The organism is Rhodanobacter sp. A1T4 (genome assembly GCF_014207185.1).
GTDB lineage: Bacteria > Pseudomonadota > Gammaproteobacteria > Xanthomonadales > Rhodanobacteraceae > Rhodanobacter.
Genome location: NZ_JACHCP010000006.1, coordinates 139,321 through 154,547, shown reverse-complemented (window position 1 = coordinate 154,547; position 15,227 = coordinate 139,321). Strand labels below are relative to the sequence as shown.

Annotated in this window: 18 protein-coding genes; 17 read left to right on the top strand and 1 reads right to left on the bottom strand. The window is 63.7% G+C overall.

What is annotated here, in order from left to right; genetic code table 11:
* Positions 1 to 102 precede the first annotated feature (102 nt).
* Positions 103 to 1,041, bottom strand: coding sequence for an alpha/beta hydrolase (locus tag HDE80_RS13545; protein ID WP_255483750.1), 939 nt, complete (start codon positions 1,039 to 1,041; stop codon positions 103 to 105).
* A 285-nt stretch (positions 1,042 to 1,326) separates the two neighbouring features.
* Here HDE80_RS13545 and HDE80_RS13540 point away from each other — a divergent pair, with 285 nt between their 5' ends.
* The 17 genes from HDE80_RS13540 to HDE80_RS13460 all read left to right on the top strand — a co-directional run bounded on the left by HDE80_RS13540 (position 1,327) and on the right by HDE80_RS13460 (position 15,206).
* A complete protein-coding gene (locus HDE80_RS13540) occupies positions 1,327 to 1,656 on the top strand; it encodes a YXWGXW repeat-containing protein (protein ID WP_184671703.1) in 330 nt (109 codons plus the stop codon).
* Between the two features lie 114 nt (positions 1,657 to 1,770).
* A complete protein-coding gene (locus tag HDE80_RS13535; protein ID WP_184671701.1) occupies positions 1,771 to 2,121 on the top strand; it encodes a hypothetical protein in 351 nt (116 codons plus the stop codon).
* Between the two features lie 103 nt (positions 2,122 to 2,224).
* Positions 2,225 to 2,581: a YXWGXW repeat-containing protein gene (locus tag HDE80_RS13530; protein ID WP_184671699.1), complete on the top strand. Its 357-nt coding sequence runs from the start codon at positions 2,225 to 2,227 to the stop codon at positions 2,579 to 2,581.
* Positions 2,582 to 2,826: 245 nt separating this feature from the next.
* Positions 2,827 to 3,930, top strand: coding sequence for a Glu/Leu/Phe/Val dehydrogenase (locus HDE80_RS13525; RefSeq protein ID WP_184601249.1), 1,104 nt, complete (start codon positions 2,827 to 2,829; stop codon positions 3,928 to 3,930).
* Between the two features lie 327 nt (positions 3,931 to 4,257).
* On the top strand, positions 4,258 to 4,530 hold the full coding sequence (locus tag HDE80_RS13520; RefSeq protein WP_184671697.1) for an acyl carrier protein: 273 nt from the start codon (positions 4,258 to 4,260) through the stop codon (positions 4,528 to 4,530).
* 19 nt (positions 4,531 to 4,549) lie between these two features.
* On the top strand, positions 4,550 to 5,338 hold the full coding sequence (locus tag HDE80_RS13515) for a glycosyltransferase family 2 protein (protein ID WP_184671695.1): 789 nt from the start codon (positions 4,550 to 4,552) through the stop codon (positions 5,336 to 5,338).
* Positions 5,326 to 5,952, top strand: a complete 627-nt coding sequence (locus HDE80_RS13510) for an outer membrane lipoprotein carrier protein LolA (RefSeq protein WP_184671694.1) — start codon at positions 5,326 to 5,328, stop codon at positions 5,950 to 5,952. Before HDE80_RS13515 ends, HDE80_RS13510 begins: the two co-directional genes overlap by 13 nt.
* A complete protein-coding gene (locus HDE80_RS13505) occupies positions 5,949 to 8,312 on the top strand; it encodes an MMPL family transporter (protein WP_184671692.1) in 2,364 nt (787 codons plus the stop codon). Before HDE80_RS13510 ends, HDE80_RS13505 begins: the two co-directional genes overlap by 4 nt.
* Before the next feature lie 28 nt (positions 8,313 to 8,340).
* Entirely contained in the window at positions 8,341 to 9,564 is a 1,224-nt protein-coding gene (locus HDE80_RS13500) for a beta-ketoacyl-ACP synthase (protein ID WP_184671690.1), read from the top strand.
* On the top strand, positions 9,564 to 10,823 hold the full coding sequence (locus HDE80_RS13495; RefSeq protein ID WP_184671688.1) for a beta-ketoacyl-[acyl-carrier-protein] synthase family protein: 1,260 nt from the start codon (positions 9,564 to 9,566) through the stop codon (positions 10,821 to 10,823). The genes HDE80_RS13500 and HDE80_RS13495 overlap by 1 nt, the downstream gene beginning before the upstream one ends.
* Positions 10,820 to 11,566, top strand: a complete 747-nt coding sequence (locus HDE80_RS13490; RefSeq protein WP_184671686.1) for a beta-ketoacyl synthase chain length factor — start codon at positions 10,820 to 10,822, stop codon at positions 11,564 to 11,566. The genes HDE80_RS13495 and HDE80_RS13490 overlap by 4 nt, the downstream gene beginning before the upstream one ends.
* Entirely contained in the window at positions 11,527 to 12,330 is an 804-nt protein-coding gene (locus tag HDE80_RS13485) for a lysophospholipid acyltransferase family protein (protein WP_255483748.1), read from the top strand. The genes HDE80_RS13490 and HDE80_RS13485 overlap by 40 nt, the downstream gene beginning before the upstream one ends.
* A 20-nt stretch (positions 12,331 to 12,350) precedes the next feature.
* On the top strand, positions 12,351 to 12,641 hold the full coding sequence (locus HDE80_RS13480; RefSeq protein ID WP_184672168.1) for a phosphopantetheine-binding protein: 291 nt from the start codon (positions 12,351 to 12,353) through the stop codon (positions 12,639 to 12,641).
* Complete coding sequence (locus HDE80_RS13475) at positions 12,629 to 13,177, top strand: hypothetical protein (protein ID WP_184671684.1); 549 nt, start codon at positions 12,629 to 12,631, stop codon at positions 13,175 to 13,177. The genes HDE80_RS13480 and HDE80_RS13475 overlap by 13 nt, the downstream gene beginning before the upstream one ends.
* Entirely contained in the window at positions 13,174 to 13,818 is a 645-nt protein-coding gene (locus HDE80_RS22205) for a hypothetical protein (protein ID WP_255483747.1), read from the top strand. Before HDE80_RS13475 ends, HDE80_RS22205 begins: the two co-directional genes overlap by 4 nt.
* Positions 13,811 to 14,809 (top strand): glycosyl transferase, encoded by a 999-nt coding sequence (locus HDE80_RS13465; protein WP_184671682.1) that lies wholly within the window; start codon positions 13,811 to 13,813, stop codon positions 14,807 to 14,809. The genes HDE80_RS22205 and HDE80_RS13465 overlap by 8 nt, the downstream gene beginning before the upstream one ends.
* Positions 14,781 to 15,206: an acyl-CoA thioesterase gene (locus HDE80_RS13460; protein WP_184671680.1), complete on the top strand. Its 426-nt coding sequence runs from the start codon at positions 14,781 to 14,783 to the stop codon at positions 15,204 to 15,206. Before HDE80_RS13465 ends, HDE80_RS13460 begins: the two co-directional genes overlap by 29 nt.
* Positions 15,207 to 15,227 lie beyond the last annotated feature (21 nt).

The following is a 15,227-nucleotide window of genomic DNA, read 5'->3' as shown; positions in this document are numbered from 1 at the left end:
CCGACATCAAACGACTAGACCGGCCATTCTAGTGGGGTTCGTGCGCCCACTCTGGTGCACTGCAGCGGACGGGTACGACCGCGTTGTCTGGATACCGGTCGTCTAGATGCCGTAAGCGAGATTGCGGCTGCCGACGACGCGATCGCCGACGTTTTCGCCACGCACGAAAGCCAGTGACGCATCGATCACTTCCGGCGCATCCACCACGCGATGGTGGCCCAGGCCCTGCGTGCTGAGCAGGCGGGCACTGGACCAGTGGCTGGCGCAGCGTTCGCCCTCCTCCCACGGCACGTCTTCGTCGCCGAGGTCGTGCACGATCAGTCCGGGCTGGCCCAAGGCGGCCAGATGCCGATGGGTTTGCAGATCCTGCGGATGCACACCGGTTTTCTGCTGATGCCAGGCAAAAAATGGCTCGCGCAGGTGTGGGCCCAGATGCACCATCTCCATAAAGCGATCGGTAGCGGCAACCATGTCGGCGACGGGCGCCAGCAGAATCATCCGGTGCGCGCGCCATTGGTGATCCTGCGCCATCACCAGCGCGGCGGCACCCAGTGAATGACCCACAGCCAGCGCGGCCGGACCGAAGCAGCGGCCTATCTCGTTGGTGGTTTCAACGAAATTGGGCAACGTGCAGTACTGCCCATCGCTGAGTCCGTGACCAGGCTGATCGAAGGCGATGACTGCATAACCCAGGGCGCGCAGATGCGGTATCCATGACAGGTAGCGCAAGCCGAAGCTGGACCAGCCGTGCACCAGCAGCGCGTAAGGCTGGGTACTGGGGTCGCCCCAGATGTAGGTCACGACGCGCTGGCCATGCAGAAAGATTTCGCCGCGGCGCATGTCCGGATCGGGCTTGGCCGCGAGCGCGCGGCGATGGCTGCTGGCATACGGCGTGGAGAAAAGTTTGGCGGCGCGATCGAGCGTTCGATGCGGCATGAGCCGACTACCGAGCGCAAAGCCGGCGCGTACCGAACGCATCTTGAAACTGTGGCTGGCGATGCGTGAGGAGGAAGCGGGGGTGACAGCAGATGGATAAGGCATGGCGTTGCTCCGTTGGATTGGAAAGAGGCCGGGCCAGACACTAGAATCAACGTACGCGTGCTGGCGTATGACGTTGCTTGTTGCGTTGCAGCATAACCATAACGCATCCGACACGGCTTGGGGAACGCCAATCGGGTATCGACGCCGGGAAAATTTGCATCGCACGGGCAGGTCTGCTGCTCCCCCGGCTCGAACCTGAACGAGCGGATCGCAAGAAGTCAACAGAGGCGGTGACGCGGCGTTACTGACAGTGCAAGCCGCATGGTGCGGCCGGGAGATGAAACGATGAAAAGCATGCCTCTCAAGCTGGCCCTGCTCGCCGGACTCGGCTTGGCCTTCGCTGGTGCAACGTACGCGCCGCCGGCCGCGGCACAGGTTTATGTCACCACCCGGGTTGGCATTGCGCCGCCGCCGCCGCGTTTCGAGCGCGTGCCGCCGCCGCGTTATGGCTATGTCTGGGCGCCTGGTTACTGGCGTTGGGATGGCTATCGTCACAGCCATGTCTGGGTCGGCGGTTACTGGGTGCGTGGTCGCCCGGGTTACAACTGGCGTCCGGCGTATTGGGACCACGGCCCTGACGGCTGGCGCTTCCGCAACGGCTATTGGGCGCGCTGAACGCGCAACAACCTGCGATCAGCGGACGGGTGTCGAGAAAGCCTCCGTCCGCTGACACTAGGCGCACCACGCAACTTTACATTTCTCAACCCAACCCAAGGAAAACATTCGACCATGTCCATTCGTCTTCTTGCAGTTACGTCGTTAATCGTCGCAGCTGCGTTAGCCAGCGGTTGCGTGGAGGAGCGGGTGGTGCATGACCGCCCGGTGTACGTGCAGCAGCAACAGCCGGCGTACGTGGAAGTGGTCGCGCCGCGCCCACCGCCGCCGGTTATCGTCGAGCAGGTTGGCCCGCGCCCGGGCTACATCTGGTCACATAGTTACTACCGCTGGGATGGCCGTCAGTACGTGACCGTGCGCGGTCACTGGGAAGCTGTACGCCCGGGTTACCACTATGTGCACCCGCACTGGGAACAGCACGGTGATGGCTGGCACTGGCGCGCCGGTGTGTGGATTGTCGGCTGAGATCGGCCGCAGCTGATGGATGAAAACGCCCCGCCTGTCGGGGCGTTTTCTTGTGGCTAACGCAGGGTATGCTTTGACTGAATTCCCTTTGGAAACGCACTTCATGTCCACCCGCGTACTCGCTTCTGTCCTGCTCGCCCTCGCCACCGTGCTCGTCACCGGCTGCGCCGGGCAGTCGACCACCGACCACCCGCCGGTTGTACATCGTCCGCTGCTTGCGCATCTCCTGGACAACGACGTAGTGGCGCCGCGGGCACCGCCACCGTCGATTTCCGAACCGGCACAGTTTCGCCAGGGCTACATACGCGTGCGGCCTTACTGGAAATGGGATGGTCACGATTTTGTGGCGGTGCCCGGGGAATGGATCAAGGAACGGGCCGACTTTCGCTACTCGGACGCGCACTGGGAACAGCATGGCGATGGCTGGCACTTTCGCCCGGCCGTGTGGTATTCGCTCTGAACCATGCAAGGCCAGAGCTGCGTGATGACTGGGCTGAAAGCCTGCGCCCCTGCAAGGACGGCGTGATGCAGCGCCGCACCACTCGATCCAGTGACGTACTAAACTGCGCGCCTTGAATCATCGCCCCGGCTTCGATCGGGGCGATAAATTTCGGCGTAATCATCCCCACGACGGGCCTTCCCGCCCTCTTCAGTGCCGCTCACACCATCGACCCGGCACCGTCCTTCATGGAGTCAACCGTTCCAATGATCTTTGAAACCATCGCCAACACCGGTCACGAAGAAGTCGTGTTCTGCCAGAACAAGGACGCCGGCCTCAAGGCCATCATCGCGATTCACAACACGGTGCTGGGCCCTGCGCTCGGCGGCCTGCGCATGTGGCCGTACAAGACCGAGCAGGAGGCCATCAACGATGTGCTGCGTCTGTCGCGCGGCATGACGTTCAAGAACGCGGTGGCCGGCCTGAATCTGGGCGGCGGCAAGGCGGTGATCATCGGCGACCCGAGCAAGGACAAGTCCGAGGCGCTGTTCCGCGCGTTCGGCCGCTTCGTCAATTCGCTCAACGGCCGCTATATCACGGCCGAGGACGTCGGCATCGACGTCAACGACATGGAATACGTCTTTCGCGAAACCGAATACGTGACCGGCGTGCATCAGGTGCACGGCGGTTCGGGTGATCCGTCGCCATTCACCGCGTTCGGCACGCTGCAGGGCCTGATGGCCGCGCTGCAGTTCAAGTACGGCAACGAGGATGTGGGCAAGCACAGCTATGCCGTGCAGGGCTGCGGCCATGTCGGCATGGAGTTCATCAAGCTGTTGCGCGAGCAAGGCGCCAAGGTGTTCGTCACCGATATCAACAAAGAGCTGGTGCAGCGCTGCGTGGACGAGCTGGGCTGCGAAGCCGTTGGCCTGGACGAAATCTACGATGTCGACGCCGACGTGTATTCGCCGTGCGCACTGGGCGGCACGATCAACGAGCAGACGATCGATCGGATCAAGGCCAAAGTGATCTGTGGTGCAGCCAACAACCAGCTGGCCACCGATGCGATCGGTGACGAGCTGTTCCGGCGCGGCGTGGTTTACGCACCCGATTATGCGGTCAACGCCGGTGGCGTGATGAACATCTCGCTGGAAATCGACGGCTACAACCGCGAGCGTGCGATGCGCATGATGCGCACGATCTACTACAACCTCGGACGCATCTTCGAGATCAGCAAGACCGAAAACGTGCCGACCTACCTGGCCGCGGACCGTCTGGCCGAAGAGCGCATCAACGCGATCGGCAAGATCAAGCTGCCGCACATGGGCAACGGCAGCACACGCTTCCAGGGCCGCATGCGCGGTCAGTAAACGTTAGCCGCACATGAAAAGGCCGCCGGGATACTGGCGGCCTTTTCATGTGCGGGAAGGTGATTGCCGACTTACTGGAGGCTGACGCCAACGGTGATTCTGTTACACTACGCAACATATTGTTCACATAACTAAGCCTTTGCGTGATAGAGGCATGGTGTGAAGGGGACCCGCTTCGCGGGATAGATCGGTCCAGGCCGGTCGGCACATCTCGAAACCGTTGGTTTCGAAATCTAGGAATGCCACGGTTCGGTGCGCGACTGCGCCCGGTGTGGGGGATAGCGCATTGCGCATGGATTGACCGGGACAGGAGCAGGCGGACAAGTTATGAGCACGATGATGATGGAAGCAGGGATCAGCGACGAAGACATCCTGGATAGGCTCAGGGAAGTGCTTCGCGACACGTTCGAGATCGATCCTGCGCGCGTCGTTCCTTCGGCCCATCTTTTCACCGAGCTGGAACTGGACAGCATCGACGCGGTGGATCTCGCGATCCAGGTGCAGGAGATGACTGGCATGCGCATCAAGCCAGAGGATTTCAAGAGCGTGCGTACCGTGGGCGACGTGATCGCCACCGTGCGCACCCTGCTCGCCCGCTGACGTTACACGACTGCGTCACATGCCAGCCACGCTCGAACGCTTCGCTCCCTGCGCACTGATCCCGATATATAACCACAAGGACACAATCGCCCGCACCGTGTATGCATTGCGCGCACACGGGTTGCCGGTGGTGATTGTGGACGACGGCAGCAACACGGCCACCCGCGAAGTGCTAGACGTGCTGGTCGGCGAAATCGACAGCACCACGCCGGACGTCCGGCTGATCCGCCTACCGCAGAATCAGGGCAAGGGACGCGCGCTCGCTGCCGGCCTGCTGGTCGCGCGCGACGCGGGTTACACGCATGCATTGCAGATTGATGCCGATGGCCAGCACGACACCGCTGACGCACCGCGATTCATTGTCGAAGCACGCGCGAATCCGCAGGCCATGATCTGCGGACGTGCCGTGTACGACGACAGCGTGCCGAGAGCACGGTTGTACGGTCGCTATCTCACGCATGTGTGTGTGTGGATCGAAACGCTGTCGTTGGCGATCGACGATTCGATGTGTGGCTATCGCTTATACCCGCTGGAAGCGACTTGTGCGGAGATCGCGCATGCACCGTTTCCCGCGCGAATGGATTTCGACACCGAAGCCGCCGTGCGCCTGCTGTGGCGCGGCGTGCCGGTGCGCAACCTGCCCACCCGGGTGATCTACCCGGAAAACGGCCTTTCCCATTTCCGCATGCTGCACGACAACCTGCGCATTACCGCGATGCACACCCGGTTGCTGCTGGGTATGTTGCCGCGCGCGCCCGGCCTGCTCTGGCGTCGATTACGAAGAAAAGAACCTGCATGCACCGTCTGATGAACTTCCTGCTTTGCTGCGCGCTATCGTACGGCGCGAGTTTCGCCGTGCATGCCACCAATGCCGATCCGTTGCTGCTAAAGAATGTGCTGACGGGTCTGAGCAACCACACCGCAGTGCGCGCCGGTTTCACTCAGACACGCTCGAATCCTGCACTGATGCAGCCCCAGATCAGCCATGGCACGCTGCTGTTCGTGCTGGCCCACGGCATGCTTTGGCAGACCGAGCAGCCATATCAGGAAACCATCGCGCTCACCGGCAGCCGCGCTGCGCGGCTCGACGCGCAGGGCAAGCTTCAGCCGATCCGCGATGCGCGCGGGGTGAGCCAGGTGTCGCAGATGCTGCAGTCGTTGCTGGCGGGAAAGCCCGACGATGTCTTGCGCCAGTTCGATGTGCAGACGAGCGGCACCATGACAAAATGGATGCTGCACTTCACGCCGAAGCAATCGCGCATCGCCCATGTGCTTGCCAGTATCGATCTCAACGGTAATGCCTTCCTCGAAGGCATTCGCATCGACATGCACGACGGCTCGGCCACCGATATCCGCTTCACCGACGCGCGCGATGCAGGCGCGATCACCGCCGCCGAAAAAAGCGCGCTCGGCCTGCCATGAAACCTGCGTCGCTATGGTTGCGTGCTGGCATCTTCACCGTCGCGACACTGATGGTGGCGCTGCTCGGCACGTGGCTACTGTTCGGCCGCGGACCGTTGCCGATCCAGACCGACCTGTTGGCGATGCTGCCCGCCACCGAACAGGATCCGCTGGCCGAAACCGCGGTGGAGCGATTGGCCCACGCCAACGGCGATCGCCTGGTACTGCTGGTTACCAACGCCGATGACGATCGCGCCAAGTCAGCAGCACGCGCACTGGGTGAAGCGCTGGAATCGGACGATGTCTTTTCGTCAGTGCTGGCGGAGCTGCCGCCGTTCGATCTGCAGCAATTCGTCGCGCCGTATCTGGCGCATCGCTTCAGCTTGCTGTCCGATGTCGATCGCAGTGCGTTGATGCAGCCGGACTTCGATCCCGCGCAGGTACTCGCGCGACATCTCAATGAACCGTTCGCCACCGCCATGGGCACGTCATTGCAGGACGATCCGTTCGGCTGGCTGCAGCACTGGATGGATCAGCAGCCATGGAGCCGTTCTGCATTGCTGCCGGAAGACAACCTGCTCACCGCGCATCGCGACGACCGCACCTATGTGATGGTGACCGCCACTTTGGATGGTTCGTCGTACGACGATTCGGTGCAGCGGCGCGCACTAGCCACGCTGGATCGCGTCGAGCGCTCAATCACGCACGACTACCCCGGCACCACCGTGTTGCGCACCGGCGCGCTGTTCTACGCCGCCGCGGCGCGTGCGGGCGCGGAGCACGACGTGCATCTGGTCGGCTGGGTGTCTTCGATCGGTATTGCGCTGTTGCTACTTTGGGCGTTCCGTTCGCCGGGACCGCTGCTGCTGGCGTTCCTGTCGACGCTGGTCGGCGTGATCGCCGCGACCACGATAACCCTGTTGATATTCGGCAAGATCTACTTGCTGACTTTGGTGTTTGGCGCGGCGCTGCTCGGTGAAGCCGTGGACTATTCGATCCAATACCTGACGGCGCGCGCGAACGCCGGCGAACACTGGCAGCCGCGCGCTGGCTTGCGTCAGGTGCGCATGGCCCTGCTGTTGGCGCTAGGCACGTCGCTGCTCGGTTATGCCCTGCTCGGCATGGTGCCGTTCCCTGCCCTGCGCCAGATGGCGTGCTTTGCGATGAGCGGCATGCTGGCCGCGTGCGTGAGCGTGTTCTGGTTGTTGCCCGCGCTATTGCAACGACCGTCCAAACCACTATCGCCGACGCTGGTGCGTGGCGCGCTGGCGATGCAGAACACGATTGCCCGCTTCGGCAATGGCTCGCACGGATGGGGGATCGCATTGTTGCTTCTGCTGATTGCCGTGCCGGGCTGGTGGCAGCTGCGCCATGACGACGACGTGCACCTGCTGATTGCGCCGCCGCCTGCGCTGGATGCACAGGAGCTGCAGATCCGCACGATCACCGGGCTCGGTAACGGCAGCCAGTTCTATCTGGTGCAGGGCGACAGCATCGAGCAGACGCTGCAGCGCGAGGAAGCGCTGGAGCAGCGCCTGCAGTCGCTGATGCGTGACGGCAAGCTGCGGGGCTGGATCGGCCTGGCCGGGATGGTGCCGTCGCAGCAGCGGCAGGCAGCCGATCACGCGCTGCTCGCGCCACTGATGTCCGACCGCGCGCGTATGCGCAAGCTGCTGGGCGATGCCAGCTTTCGCTCATCAGCGATTGATGCGTACATCGCTGCATGGCCGGGCACCACGATCGATCTGCAGCAGTGGCTCGCCACGCCGATTTCCGCGCCATTCCGTCACTTGTGGATGGGCCGCAATGCACATGGCTACGCCACGCTGGTGCTGCCGCAGGGTCAGGATGACGTCATACCGCTACACGCCGCCGCGATGGGACTCGCAGGCGTGCAGCTGGTCGACAAACCGGCCAGCGTCTCGAACCTGTTCGGGCGCTATCGCGGCTACGCCAGCGTCTGGCTGCTCGCCGCGCTACTGTTGATCGCGCCTGTATTCGGCTGGCGTTACGGCATACGCAACGCGCCACGCGTGCTGGTACCGCCGGTGTTCGGCATTGGCCTCACCCTGGCAGTGCTCGGCTATCTCGGTCATCCACTGACGCTGTTCCACTGGATGGCGTTCATGCTCGTGCTGGGCGTGGGTGCGAATTACGCGGTGTTTCTGCTGGAGGGCGAGCCGCATGTGGTGCATCGCCCCGGCGCGATGTACGCCAGCGTGCTGCTGTCTGCCGTTACCGCGCTGCTGTCGTTCGGCCTGCTGGCGCTGAGTTCGATGCCGGCGCTGCGTGATTTCGGCCTGACCCTGCTGCTGGGCATCGGTTGCACCGCGTTGCTGGTGCCTGCGAGCCTGCCGGTTCACGGAGCGACGACGCGATGACTTTCATTTTCTCTTTCAGGAAGCCGCGATGAAGCGCGTGGTGATCACCGGCATGGGCGGCATTACCGCGCTCGGTCACGACTGGACGCAGATCGAAGCGCGACTGCGCGAAGGCCGCAACGCCGTGCGGCGCATGCACGAGTGGGATTATTTCGATGCGCTGAATTCCCGTCTCGGCTGTCCGGTCGATGACTTCAAGCTACCCGGCTGGCCACGCCGTCTCACGCGCTCGATGGGCCGCGTGGCGCAACTGGCGGTAGCCGCCAGCGAGCACGCCTTGCGCGACGCCGGCCTGCTCAACGACGAGTCGATCCGCGATGGCCGCATGGGCGTAGCCTACGGCTCGTCCGGCGGCAGCATCGAACCGGTCCGCGTGGTCGGCAAGATGCTCGAAACCGGCTCGATGCAGGGCGTCACCGCGACCAGCTACATCCAGATGATGGCGCACACCACCGCGGTGAACGTGGGCGTGTTCTTCGGCCTCAAGGGCCGCATCATTCCGACGTCTAGTGCGTGCACGTCGGGCAGCCAGGCGATCGGCTACGGCTTCGAGGCGATCCAGCATGGCAAGCAGACGATGATGCTCTGCGGCGGTGCCGAAGAACTTTCCGGCCCCGGCGCGGCGGTGTTCGACACGCTGTTCGCCACCAGCACGCGCAACGACGAACCATCACTGACGCCGCGTCCGTTCGATCGTGCACGCGACGGACTGGTGGTCGGCGAAGGTGCGACCACGCTGGTGCTGGAGGAATACGAACACGCGAAGGCGCGCGGTGCGACGATCCACGCCGAGGTGATCGGATTCGGTTGCAACTCCGACGGTAGCCACATCACGCAGCCCACGCGCGAGACGATGGCAGTCGCGATGCGGCTCGCGCTTGCCGATGCGAAGCTGTTGCCCGAAGCGATCGGCTATATCAGCGCGCACGGCACCGCGACCGATCGCGGCGACGTGGCGGAAAGCCATGCCACCGCCTCGGTGCTCGGTTCGCGTGTGCCCATCAGTTCGATGAAGAGCTACGTTGGCCATACGCTCGGCGCGTGCGGCGCGCTGGAAGCGTGGTGGGCGATCCGCATGATGCAGGGCGGCTGGTTCGCACCCACGATCAACCTGCTCGATCCCGATCCGGAATGCGCCGAGCTCGACCACATCACCGGTGACGGTCGGCGCATCGCCACCGATTGTGTGATGAACAACAACTTCGCTTTTGGCGGCATCAATACGTCGCTGATCTTCAGGGCCTGCGACTGATGCCGTCGGGCATGCTCGATGTGCGCGGCCTACCGCGCGTGGTGGTGACCGGCATGGGCGTGGTCAGCTGCCTCGGCAACGGCCGCGCGCAGATGCTAGACGCATTGCGCAGCGGTCGCAGCGGTTTGCGCGCGATCGACAGTTTCGCCCGACGCGGGTTGAACGCACGGGTCGGCGGCCCAGTGGATATTTCCGCGCTGACCGAACCGCCGCGCAAGCTGCGCCGCTTTCTCGCGCCACCGGTGCTGTACGCATGGCACGCATTGAACGAGGCGCTCGCACAGGCCGGGCTGAAGATGGATGCGTTGCAGGCGGACGACTGCGGATTGGTGGTCGGCGGCGGCGCCTCGCTGAGCGTGTACGAGGAAGGACTGAACAGTTACCACGCCAAAGGTGTTGGCCGATTGTCGCCATTCCTGGTGCCGCGTGGCATGAGCAGCGCACTGTCGGCCACCCTCGCGCACGCGTTCGGTATCCGTGGCGTGGCGATGACGGTGAGTTCGGCGTGCACCAGCGCGTCGCTGGCGATCGGCCACGCGATGGAACTGATCCAGCTCGGTCGGCAGCAACTCGTGCTGACCGGCGGCAGCGAGGAACTATTCGAAGGCACCGCCACCTGGTTCGACGCCATGGGCGCGTTATCCGTGGCCAGCGACGCGCAACCGCAACTGGCTTCACGCCCCTACGACCGCGACCGCGACGGCTTTGTGCTGGCGGCCGGCGCGGGCATGCTGGTGCTGGAATCGCTGGCCCATGCGAACGCGCGCGGCGCTACGGTACTTGCCGAACTAACTGGCTACGGCGCCAGCACAGACCCGACCAGCATCGTCAGCCCCGATGCCGATGGCATCGCGCGGGCGCTGCGGCTGACGCTTGATCAGGCCGGCGCCCTGCCCGACTACATCAACACGCACGCCTGCTCCACGCCACTGGGCGACGTGGAGGAATGGCAGGCGATCGAATCCGTATTCGCCGAACGTCATGCCGCGGTGCCTCCGATGTCATCGATCAAGGGCCAGAGCGGCCACGCACCCGGCGCAGCCGGTGCGCTGGATGCGATCGCCAGTCTGCTGATGATGGAATACGGCTTCATCGCCGCCGGCACGCCGGTGCGCACGAGCGACAACGCGTTCGCTAACGCACCGCTGGTCACGCAGACGCATGCGCGCCGCCTCGACAGCGTGCTCTCCAACAGTTTCGGTTTCGGTGGCAGTTGCGCCGCACTGATGTTCCGCCGCTTTACGGAGCACGCAGCATGATGGAGTTCCGCATCGAGCAATGGCGCGCTTGGGCGCCGGGGCTGGACAGCCCGCAGGCGTGGACGACGTGGGCACAATCACCCGTCGCGGTACCCGACCGGCTGGAACAACCGGAATGCCTGTCACTGCCCGCGATGCAACGACGCCGGCTGAGCCGACTGGCGCGCATGACGATGGAAGTAGCCTCGCCGCTGTGCAGCAACGAGGAGCAGCTGCCATTCGTGTTCGGCTCACGCCACGGCGAAACCACGCGTACCTTCGCCCTGCTCGGCGACGTGACCGACGAACAGCCGCTGTCACCGACGCAGTTCGGCCTGTCGGTGCACAACGCGATCGCCGGTCAATGGTCGATCCTGCGCGGCCAGCGTGGCGAGTCGGTGGCGATCGCCGGCGAAGCCGATACGTTCGAGCACGCATTGCTGGAATCAGCCATGTTGCTCGAGGCAGGCGCATCGAGCGTGCTCACGGTGATTGCCGAGGAAACGCCACCATCGGCCTACGCGGGGTGGATTGTGGACGTGCCATTCTCGTATGCTCTGGCATTGCGACTGGGGAGAGTCGACACATCCGGACCACAATCGACGGACGCGTGCTGGCAACTGCGTCTGGACCGGCACGACGGCGGCAGCGCGCACTGCGCGTGGCCACATGCGCTCGACTTTCTGCGGGCATCGCAGACCGGCGAGAAATCATTGGAGCACGTATGGAAGACACGCCGATGGAATTGGCAGCGTACCCGCTGAACCACCGTCGCGACGCGTGGTTGCAGCGGTTGTTAGCCACCGGCGCCAGCTTCGCGCTGTTCGGCATCGGCGGACTGATCCTGTGCGTGCTGATCCTGCCGCTGCTGGTGTTGCTGCCGGGCGATGCCACGGTGCACCGTCGGCGCGCGCGTTCGGTGGTGCATCACGCGTTCTACCTGCACATGCAGTTCATGTATCGCACGCGCGTGCTGGACTTCCGCATCGAAGGCGGCGAGCGCCTCGGGCAACCGGGGCAGTTGGTCGTCGCCAACCATCCGTCGCTGATCGATGTGATCTTCCTGATCTCGCAGATCCGCGATACCAACTGCATTGTCAAGGCCAGCCTGTGGGAAAACCCGTGCATGCATGGCGCTGTCCGCGCAGCGCAATACATCAGCAATAACGGCAGCCCGGAAATGCTCGAACAGGCTGCCGATGTCCTGCGCGAAGGCCAGACTCTGGTGATTTTTCCCGAAGGCACGCGCACCACGCCTGGACGTGCGCCGGTATTTCACCGCGGCGCGGCAGCCATCGCTTTGCGCGGCGCACGCACGATCACGCCGGTGTTCATCTCGGTGACGCCGACCACGCTGACCAAGGCCGAGCCGTGGTACCGGATTCCCGATCGCCGCATGGTGGTACTGCTGCGTGTGGGTGACGATATCGATCCTGTGCAGTTCAACGACGCCCCGCTGCCGATCGCCTCACGCCGGCTGAATCAATACCTGCATCAGCTCTTTCTCAAGGAGCTCGACCCATCGTGAACCCACCGGATACCACCGCCATGGAACATGTCGCCGTCACACGCGAGGCACTGGAGCGCGACATCGCCCAGCTCATCATCGACACACTGAATCTTGAACACCTGACGGCTACAGACATTCCGGTGGACCAGCCGTTGTTCGGCGACGGCCTCGGGCTGGATTCGGTGGATGCGCTGGAGCTGGCGCTGGCACTGCAGAAGAACTACGCGGTCCGCATCGAGTCGGACGTCAAGGATGCACGGCGACACTTCGCCACCATCGCAAGCCTCGCCGCCTTCGTCGGAACACAGCGAGCCGCATGCGCCGACTGATCCCCATCCTGCTGCCGATCGTGGGGCTGCTGTATCCGTTTATCGTGTACTTTGGCACGGAGAAAGTGTCGCCGCCGATCTTCGCGCTGGTGCTCGGCGCGATCTGGCTGATCCGCGCACCGAACCTGCTGCGTCAGCCCGGCGGGCGCTGGATGGTTGGTATCGCGCTAGTGTATTGCGTGCTGCTGGCGATCACCGGCGCGGCGAAGCTGCTGCGCTGGTATCCGATGCTGATCAGCGCCGCGCTACTGGTAACGTTTGGCCTGAGCCTGATCTACGGGCCACCTTTCATCGAGCGCATCGCGCGCCTGCGCGAACCGAACCTGCCACCGGCCGCCGTGCGCTACACGCGCGCAGTGACCTGGGTTTGGATGGCATTTTTCGCGTTCAACGGCAGCATGTCTGTCGCTTTGTCGCTGTGGGCTCCGCTGTCTTGGTGGACGCTGTACAACGGGCTGATCGCCTATCTCATCATGGGTACGCTGTTCGCCGTCGAGTGGCTGCTGCGCCAGCGGCTGCGCCGGAGTTTCGCGTGAATTCGGCAATCGCCCTGTCCGCATGCCTGGCGAGCCATCCATGGCTGGCGCAGATTCATGCGGGAAGCAGTGGCGCTCTGTTGCTACTCAGCGCGTCCGGACGAATGGAGCTGCGCCGCTACGGACGGCAATCGCTGCTCGACCATCTACAGGCACATCTCGCCGCGCATGCAATCGAGCCCGTACAACACCTGCGCCTGCTAGACATGACACCGGACGAACTCGACACGCCGACGATCGATCGCTGGCTGCTGTCGCCGCGACCGGACTACGTGACGCTGCTGACCGAACATGCGCAGGACGACCGCTGGACACTGACGTTGCAGCTGCCGCTGGAGCTGATCCATTTCGACGGACATTTTCCGCAGGCCCCGGTACTGCCCGGCGTCTTGCAGGTGAGTTGGGCACTGGCACTGGCCGCACCGCGACTGGGTACGTCGAAGCATTGCCGCGAGATGAAAGCGCTGAAATTCCAGCGCCTGCTGCATCCTGGCGATCGCATCGAGCTCACCCTGCATTTCGAGGCCGATTCGCAGGATGTCGCCCAGAACGTCGCTCAGGGCAAGCTGCATTTTTCCTACCACCTCGATGGCGCGCATTGCTCTTCCGGTCGGCTGAAGGTGGAGCGCGCGAATGAATGAGGGCGACGCACGCGTACCGCACTGGGCAAGGCAGCGGGAGCGCGGCAGCTTCGCGCTGATGAAACTCACCGCCTTCGGACTGCGCCGGCTGGGCCGGCGGCCGATGACGCCGGTGTTGTATCTGATCGTGCTGTATTTTTTCGTATTCGGGCGTCGTGCACGACGCAACGTGCGCCAGTATCAGGACTATCTCGCGGCGTGGAGCGGCCGCCGCGAACTGCGTCCGCGACTGCGCAGCGTGTTCGGCCAGTTCATGGCCTTCGGTGACAGCCTGCTGGATCGGCTCGAAGTGTGGCGCGGCAGTCTGCCATTGAGCGAGGTGCAGTTGCACGATCCGTCCGGTATGTGCGCGCGCCTGCTGAAAAGCGCACACGGCGGTCGAGGCGAAATACTGATCGGCACGCACCTGGGCAACCTGGATGTCTGTCGCGCGCTGGCCGAACTCGGCGAACAGGTGCCACTGAACGTGCTGGTGCATACCAAGCATGTCGCGCACTTCAACCGTTTGCAGAACGCGGCCGGCGATCATCAGCTGCGCCTGCTACAGGTGAGCGAGATGGATGCCGCGCTGATGCTGGAACTATCGCAGCGACTCGATCAGGGCGAGTGGCTGGCGATCGCCGGCGATCGCGTGCCGCTGCATGACGGTCGCCGCGTGGCGGTGGATTTTCTCGGCCATCCCGCACAGTTTCCGCAGGGACCGTGGCTGCTAGCCGGCCTGCTGCGCTGCCCGGTGAACCTGATGTGCTGCCTGAAGATCGACGGCCGCTACCAGATTCATCTCGAACCGTTCATCGACGCGCCAGAATGGGAGCGGAGCCAGCGCGAGGCATTGATCAAGAGTTGGGTGCAGCGTTATGCCAATCGCCTCGCGCAGTGGTGTCTGCTCGCACCGCAGCAATGGTTCAACTTCCACGCCTACTGGCAATCATCCGATTTATCCCAATCGTCTGGAGAAACCGATGCGCATCCGCGGCGTGCTGCACCGTGACATCGAGGTGACTGTGCCGTTTTTTGATGTCGATTCGATGGACGTCGTCTGGCACGGACACTATGTGAAATATCTGGAGATCGCCCGTTGCGCGTTGCTCGACGAGGTCGGACACACCTATGCACAAATGAAGGAGTCGGGCTACGTGTGGCCGGTGGTCGACCTGCAGTTGCGCTACGTGCAGGCTGCGCGCTTCGACCAGCAGCTGCGCGTGCGCGCGGACCTGGTCGAGTGGCGCAACCGGTTGAAGATCAATTACCTGATCAGCGATGCGCAGAGCGGCGAGCGACTGACCCGCGCCAGCACCGTGCAGGTGGCGGTGAACCTGACCGACGGCATGATGCAGCTGGTGTCGCCGAAGGTAATGATCGACGCCGTCGAGAGACACCTATCGTGAATCACACGCTCCGCCCACGCG

Coding starts and splice junctions, on each gene's coding strand:
- HDE80_RS13480 (WP_184672168.1), top strand. CDS start 12,351: ATGGAACATGTCGCCGTCACACGCGAGGCACTGGAGCGCGACATCGCC.
- HDE80_RS13525 (WP_184601249.1), top strand. CDS start 2,827: ATGATCTTTGAAACCATCGCCAACACCGGTCACGAAGAAGTCGTGTTC.
- HDE80_RS13485 (WP_255483748.1), top strand. CDS start 11,527: ATGGAAGACACGCCGATGGAATTGGCAGCGTACCCGCTGAACCACCGT.
- HDE80_RS13505 (WP_184671692.1), top strand. CDS start 5,949: ATGAAACCTGCGTCGCTATGGTTGCGTGCTGGCATCTTCACCGTCGCG.
- HDE80_RS13540 (WP_184671703.1), top strand. CDS start 1,327: ATGAAAAGCATGCCTCTCAAGCTGGCCCTGCTCGCCGGACTCGGCTTG.
- HDE80_RS13530 (WP_184671699.1), top strand. CDS start 2,225: ATGTCCACCCGCGTACTCGCTTCTGTCCTGCTCGCCCTCGCCACCGTG.
- HDE80_RS13545 (WP_255483750.1), bottom strand. CDS start 1,041: ATGCCTTATCCATCTGCTGTCACCCCCGCTTCCTCCTCACGCATCGCC.
- HDE80_RS13510 (WP_184671694.1), top strand. CDS start 5,326: ATGCACCGTCTGATGAACTTCCTGCTTTGCTGCGCGCTATCGTACGGC.
- HDE80_RS13460 (WP_184671680.1), top strand. CDS start 14,781: ATGCGCATCCGCGGCGTGCTGCACCGTGACATCGAGGTGACTGTGCCG.
- HDE80_RS13475 (WP_184671684.1), top strand. CDS start 12,629: ATGCGCCGACTGATCCCCATCCTGCTGCCGATCGTGGGGCTGCTGTAT.
- HDE80_RS13500 (WP_184671690.1), top strand. CDS start 8,341: ATGAAGCGCGTGGTGATCACCGGCATGGGCGGCATTACCGCGCTCGGT.
- HDE80_RS13520 (WP_184671697.1), top strand. CDS start 4,258: ATGAGCACGATGATGATGGAAGCAGGGATCAGCGACGAAGACATCCTG.
- HDE80_RS13515 (WP_184671695.1), top strand. CDS start 4,550: ATGCCAGCCACGCTCGAACGCTTCGCTCCCTGCGCACTGATCCCGATA.
- HDE80_RS13490 (WP_184671686.1), top strand. CDS start 10,820: ATGATGGAGTTCCGCATCGAGCAATGGCGCGCTTGGGCGCCGGGGCTG.
- HDE80_RS13465 (WP_184671682.1), top strand. CDS start 13,811: ATGAATGAGGGCGACGCACGCGTACCGCACTGGGCAAGGCAGCGGGAG.
- HDE80_RS13495 (WP_184671688.1), top strand. CDS start 9,564: ATGCCGTCGGGCATGCTCGATGTGCGCGGCCTACCGCGCGTGGTGGTG.
- HDE80_RS13535 (WP_184671701.1), top strand. CDS start 1,771: ATGTCCATTCGTCTTCTTGCAGTTACGTCGTTAATCGTCGCAGCTGCG.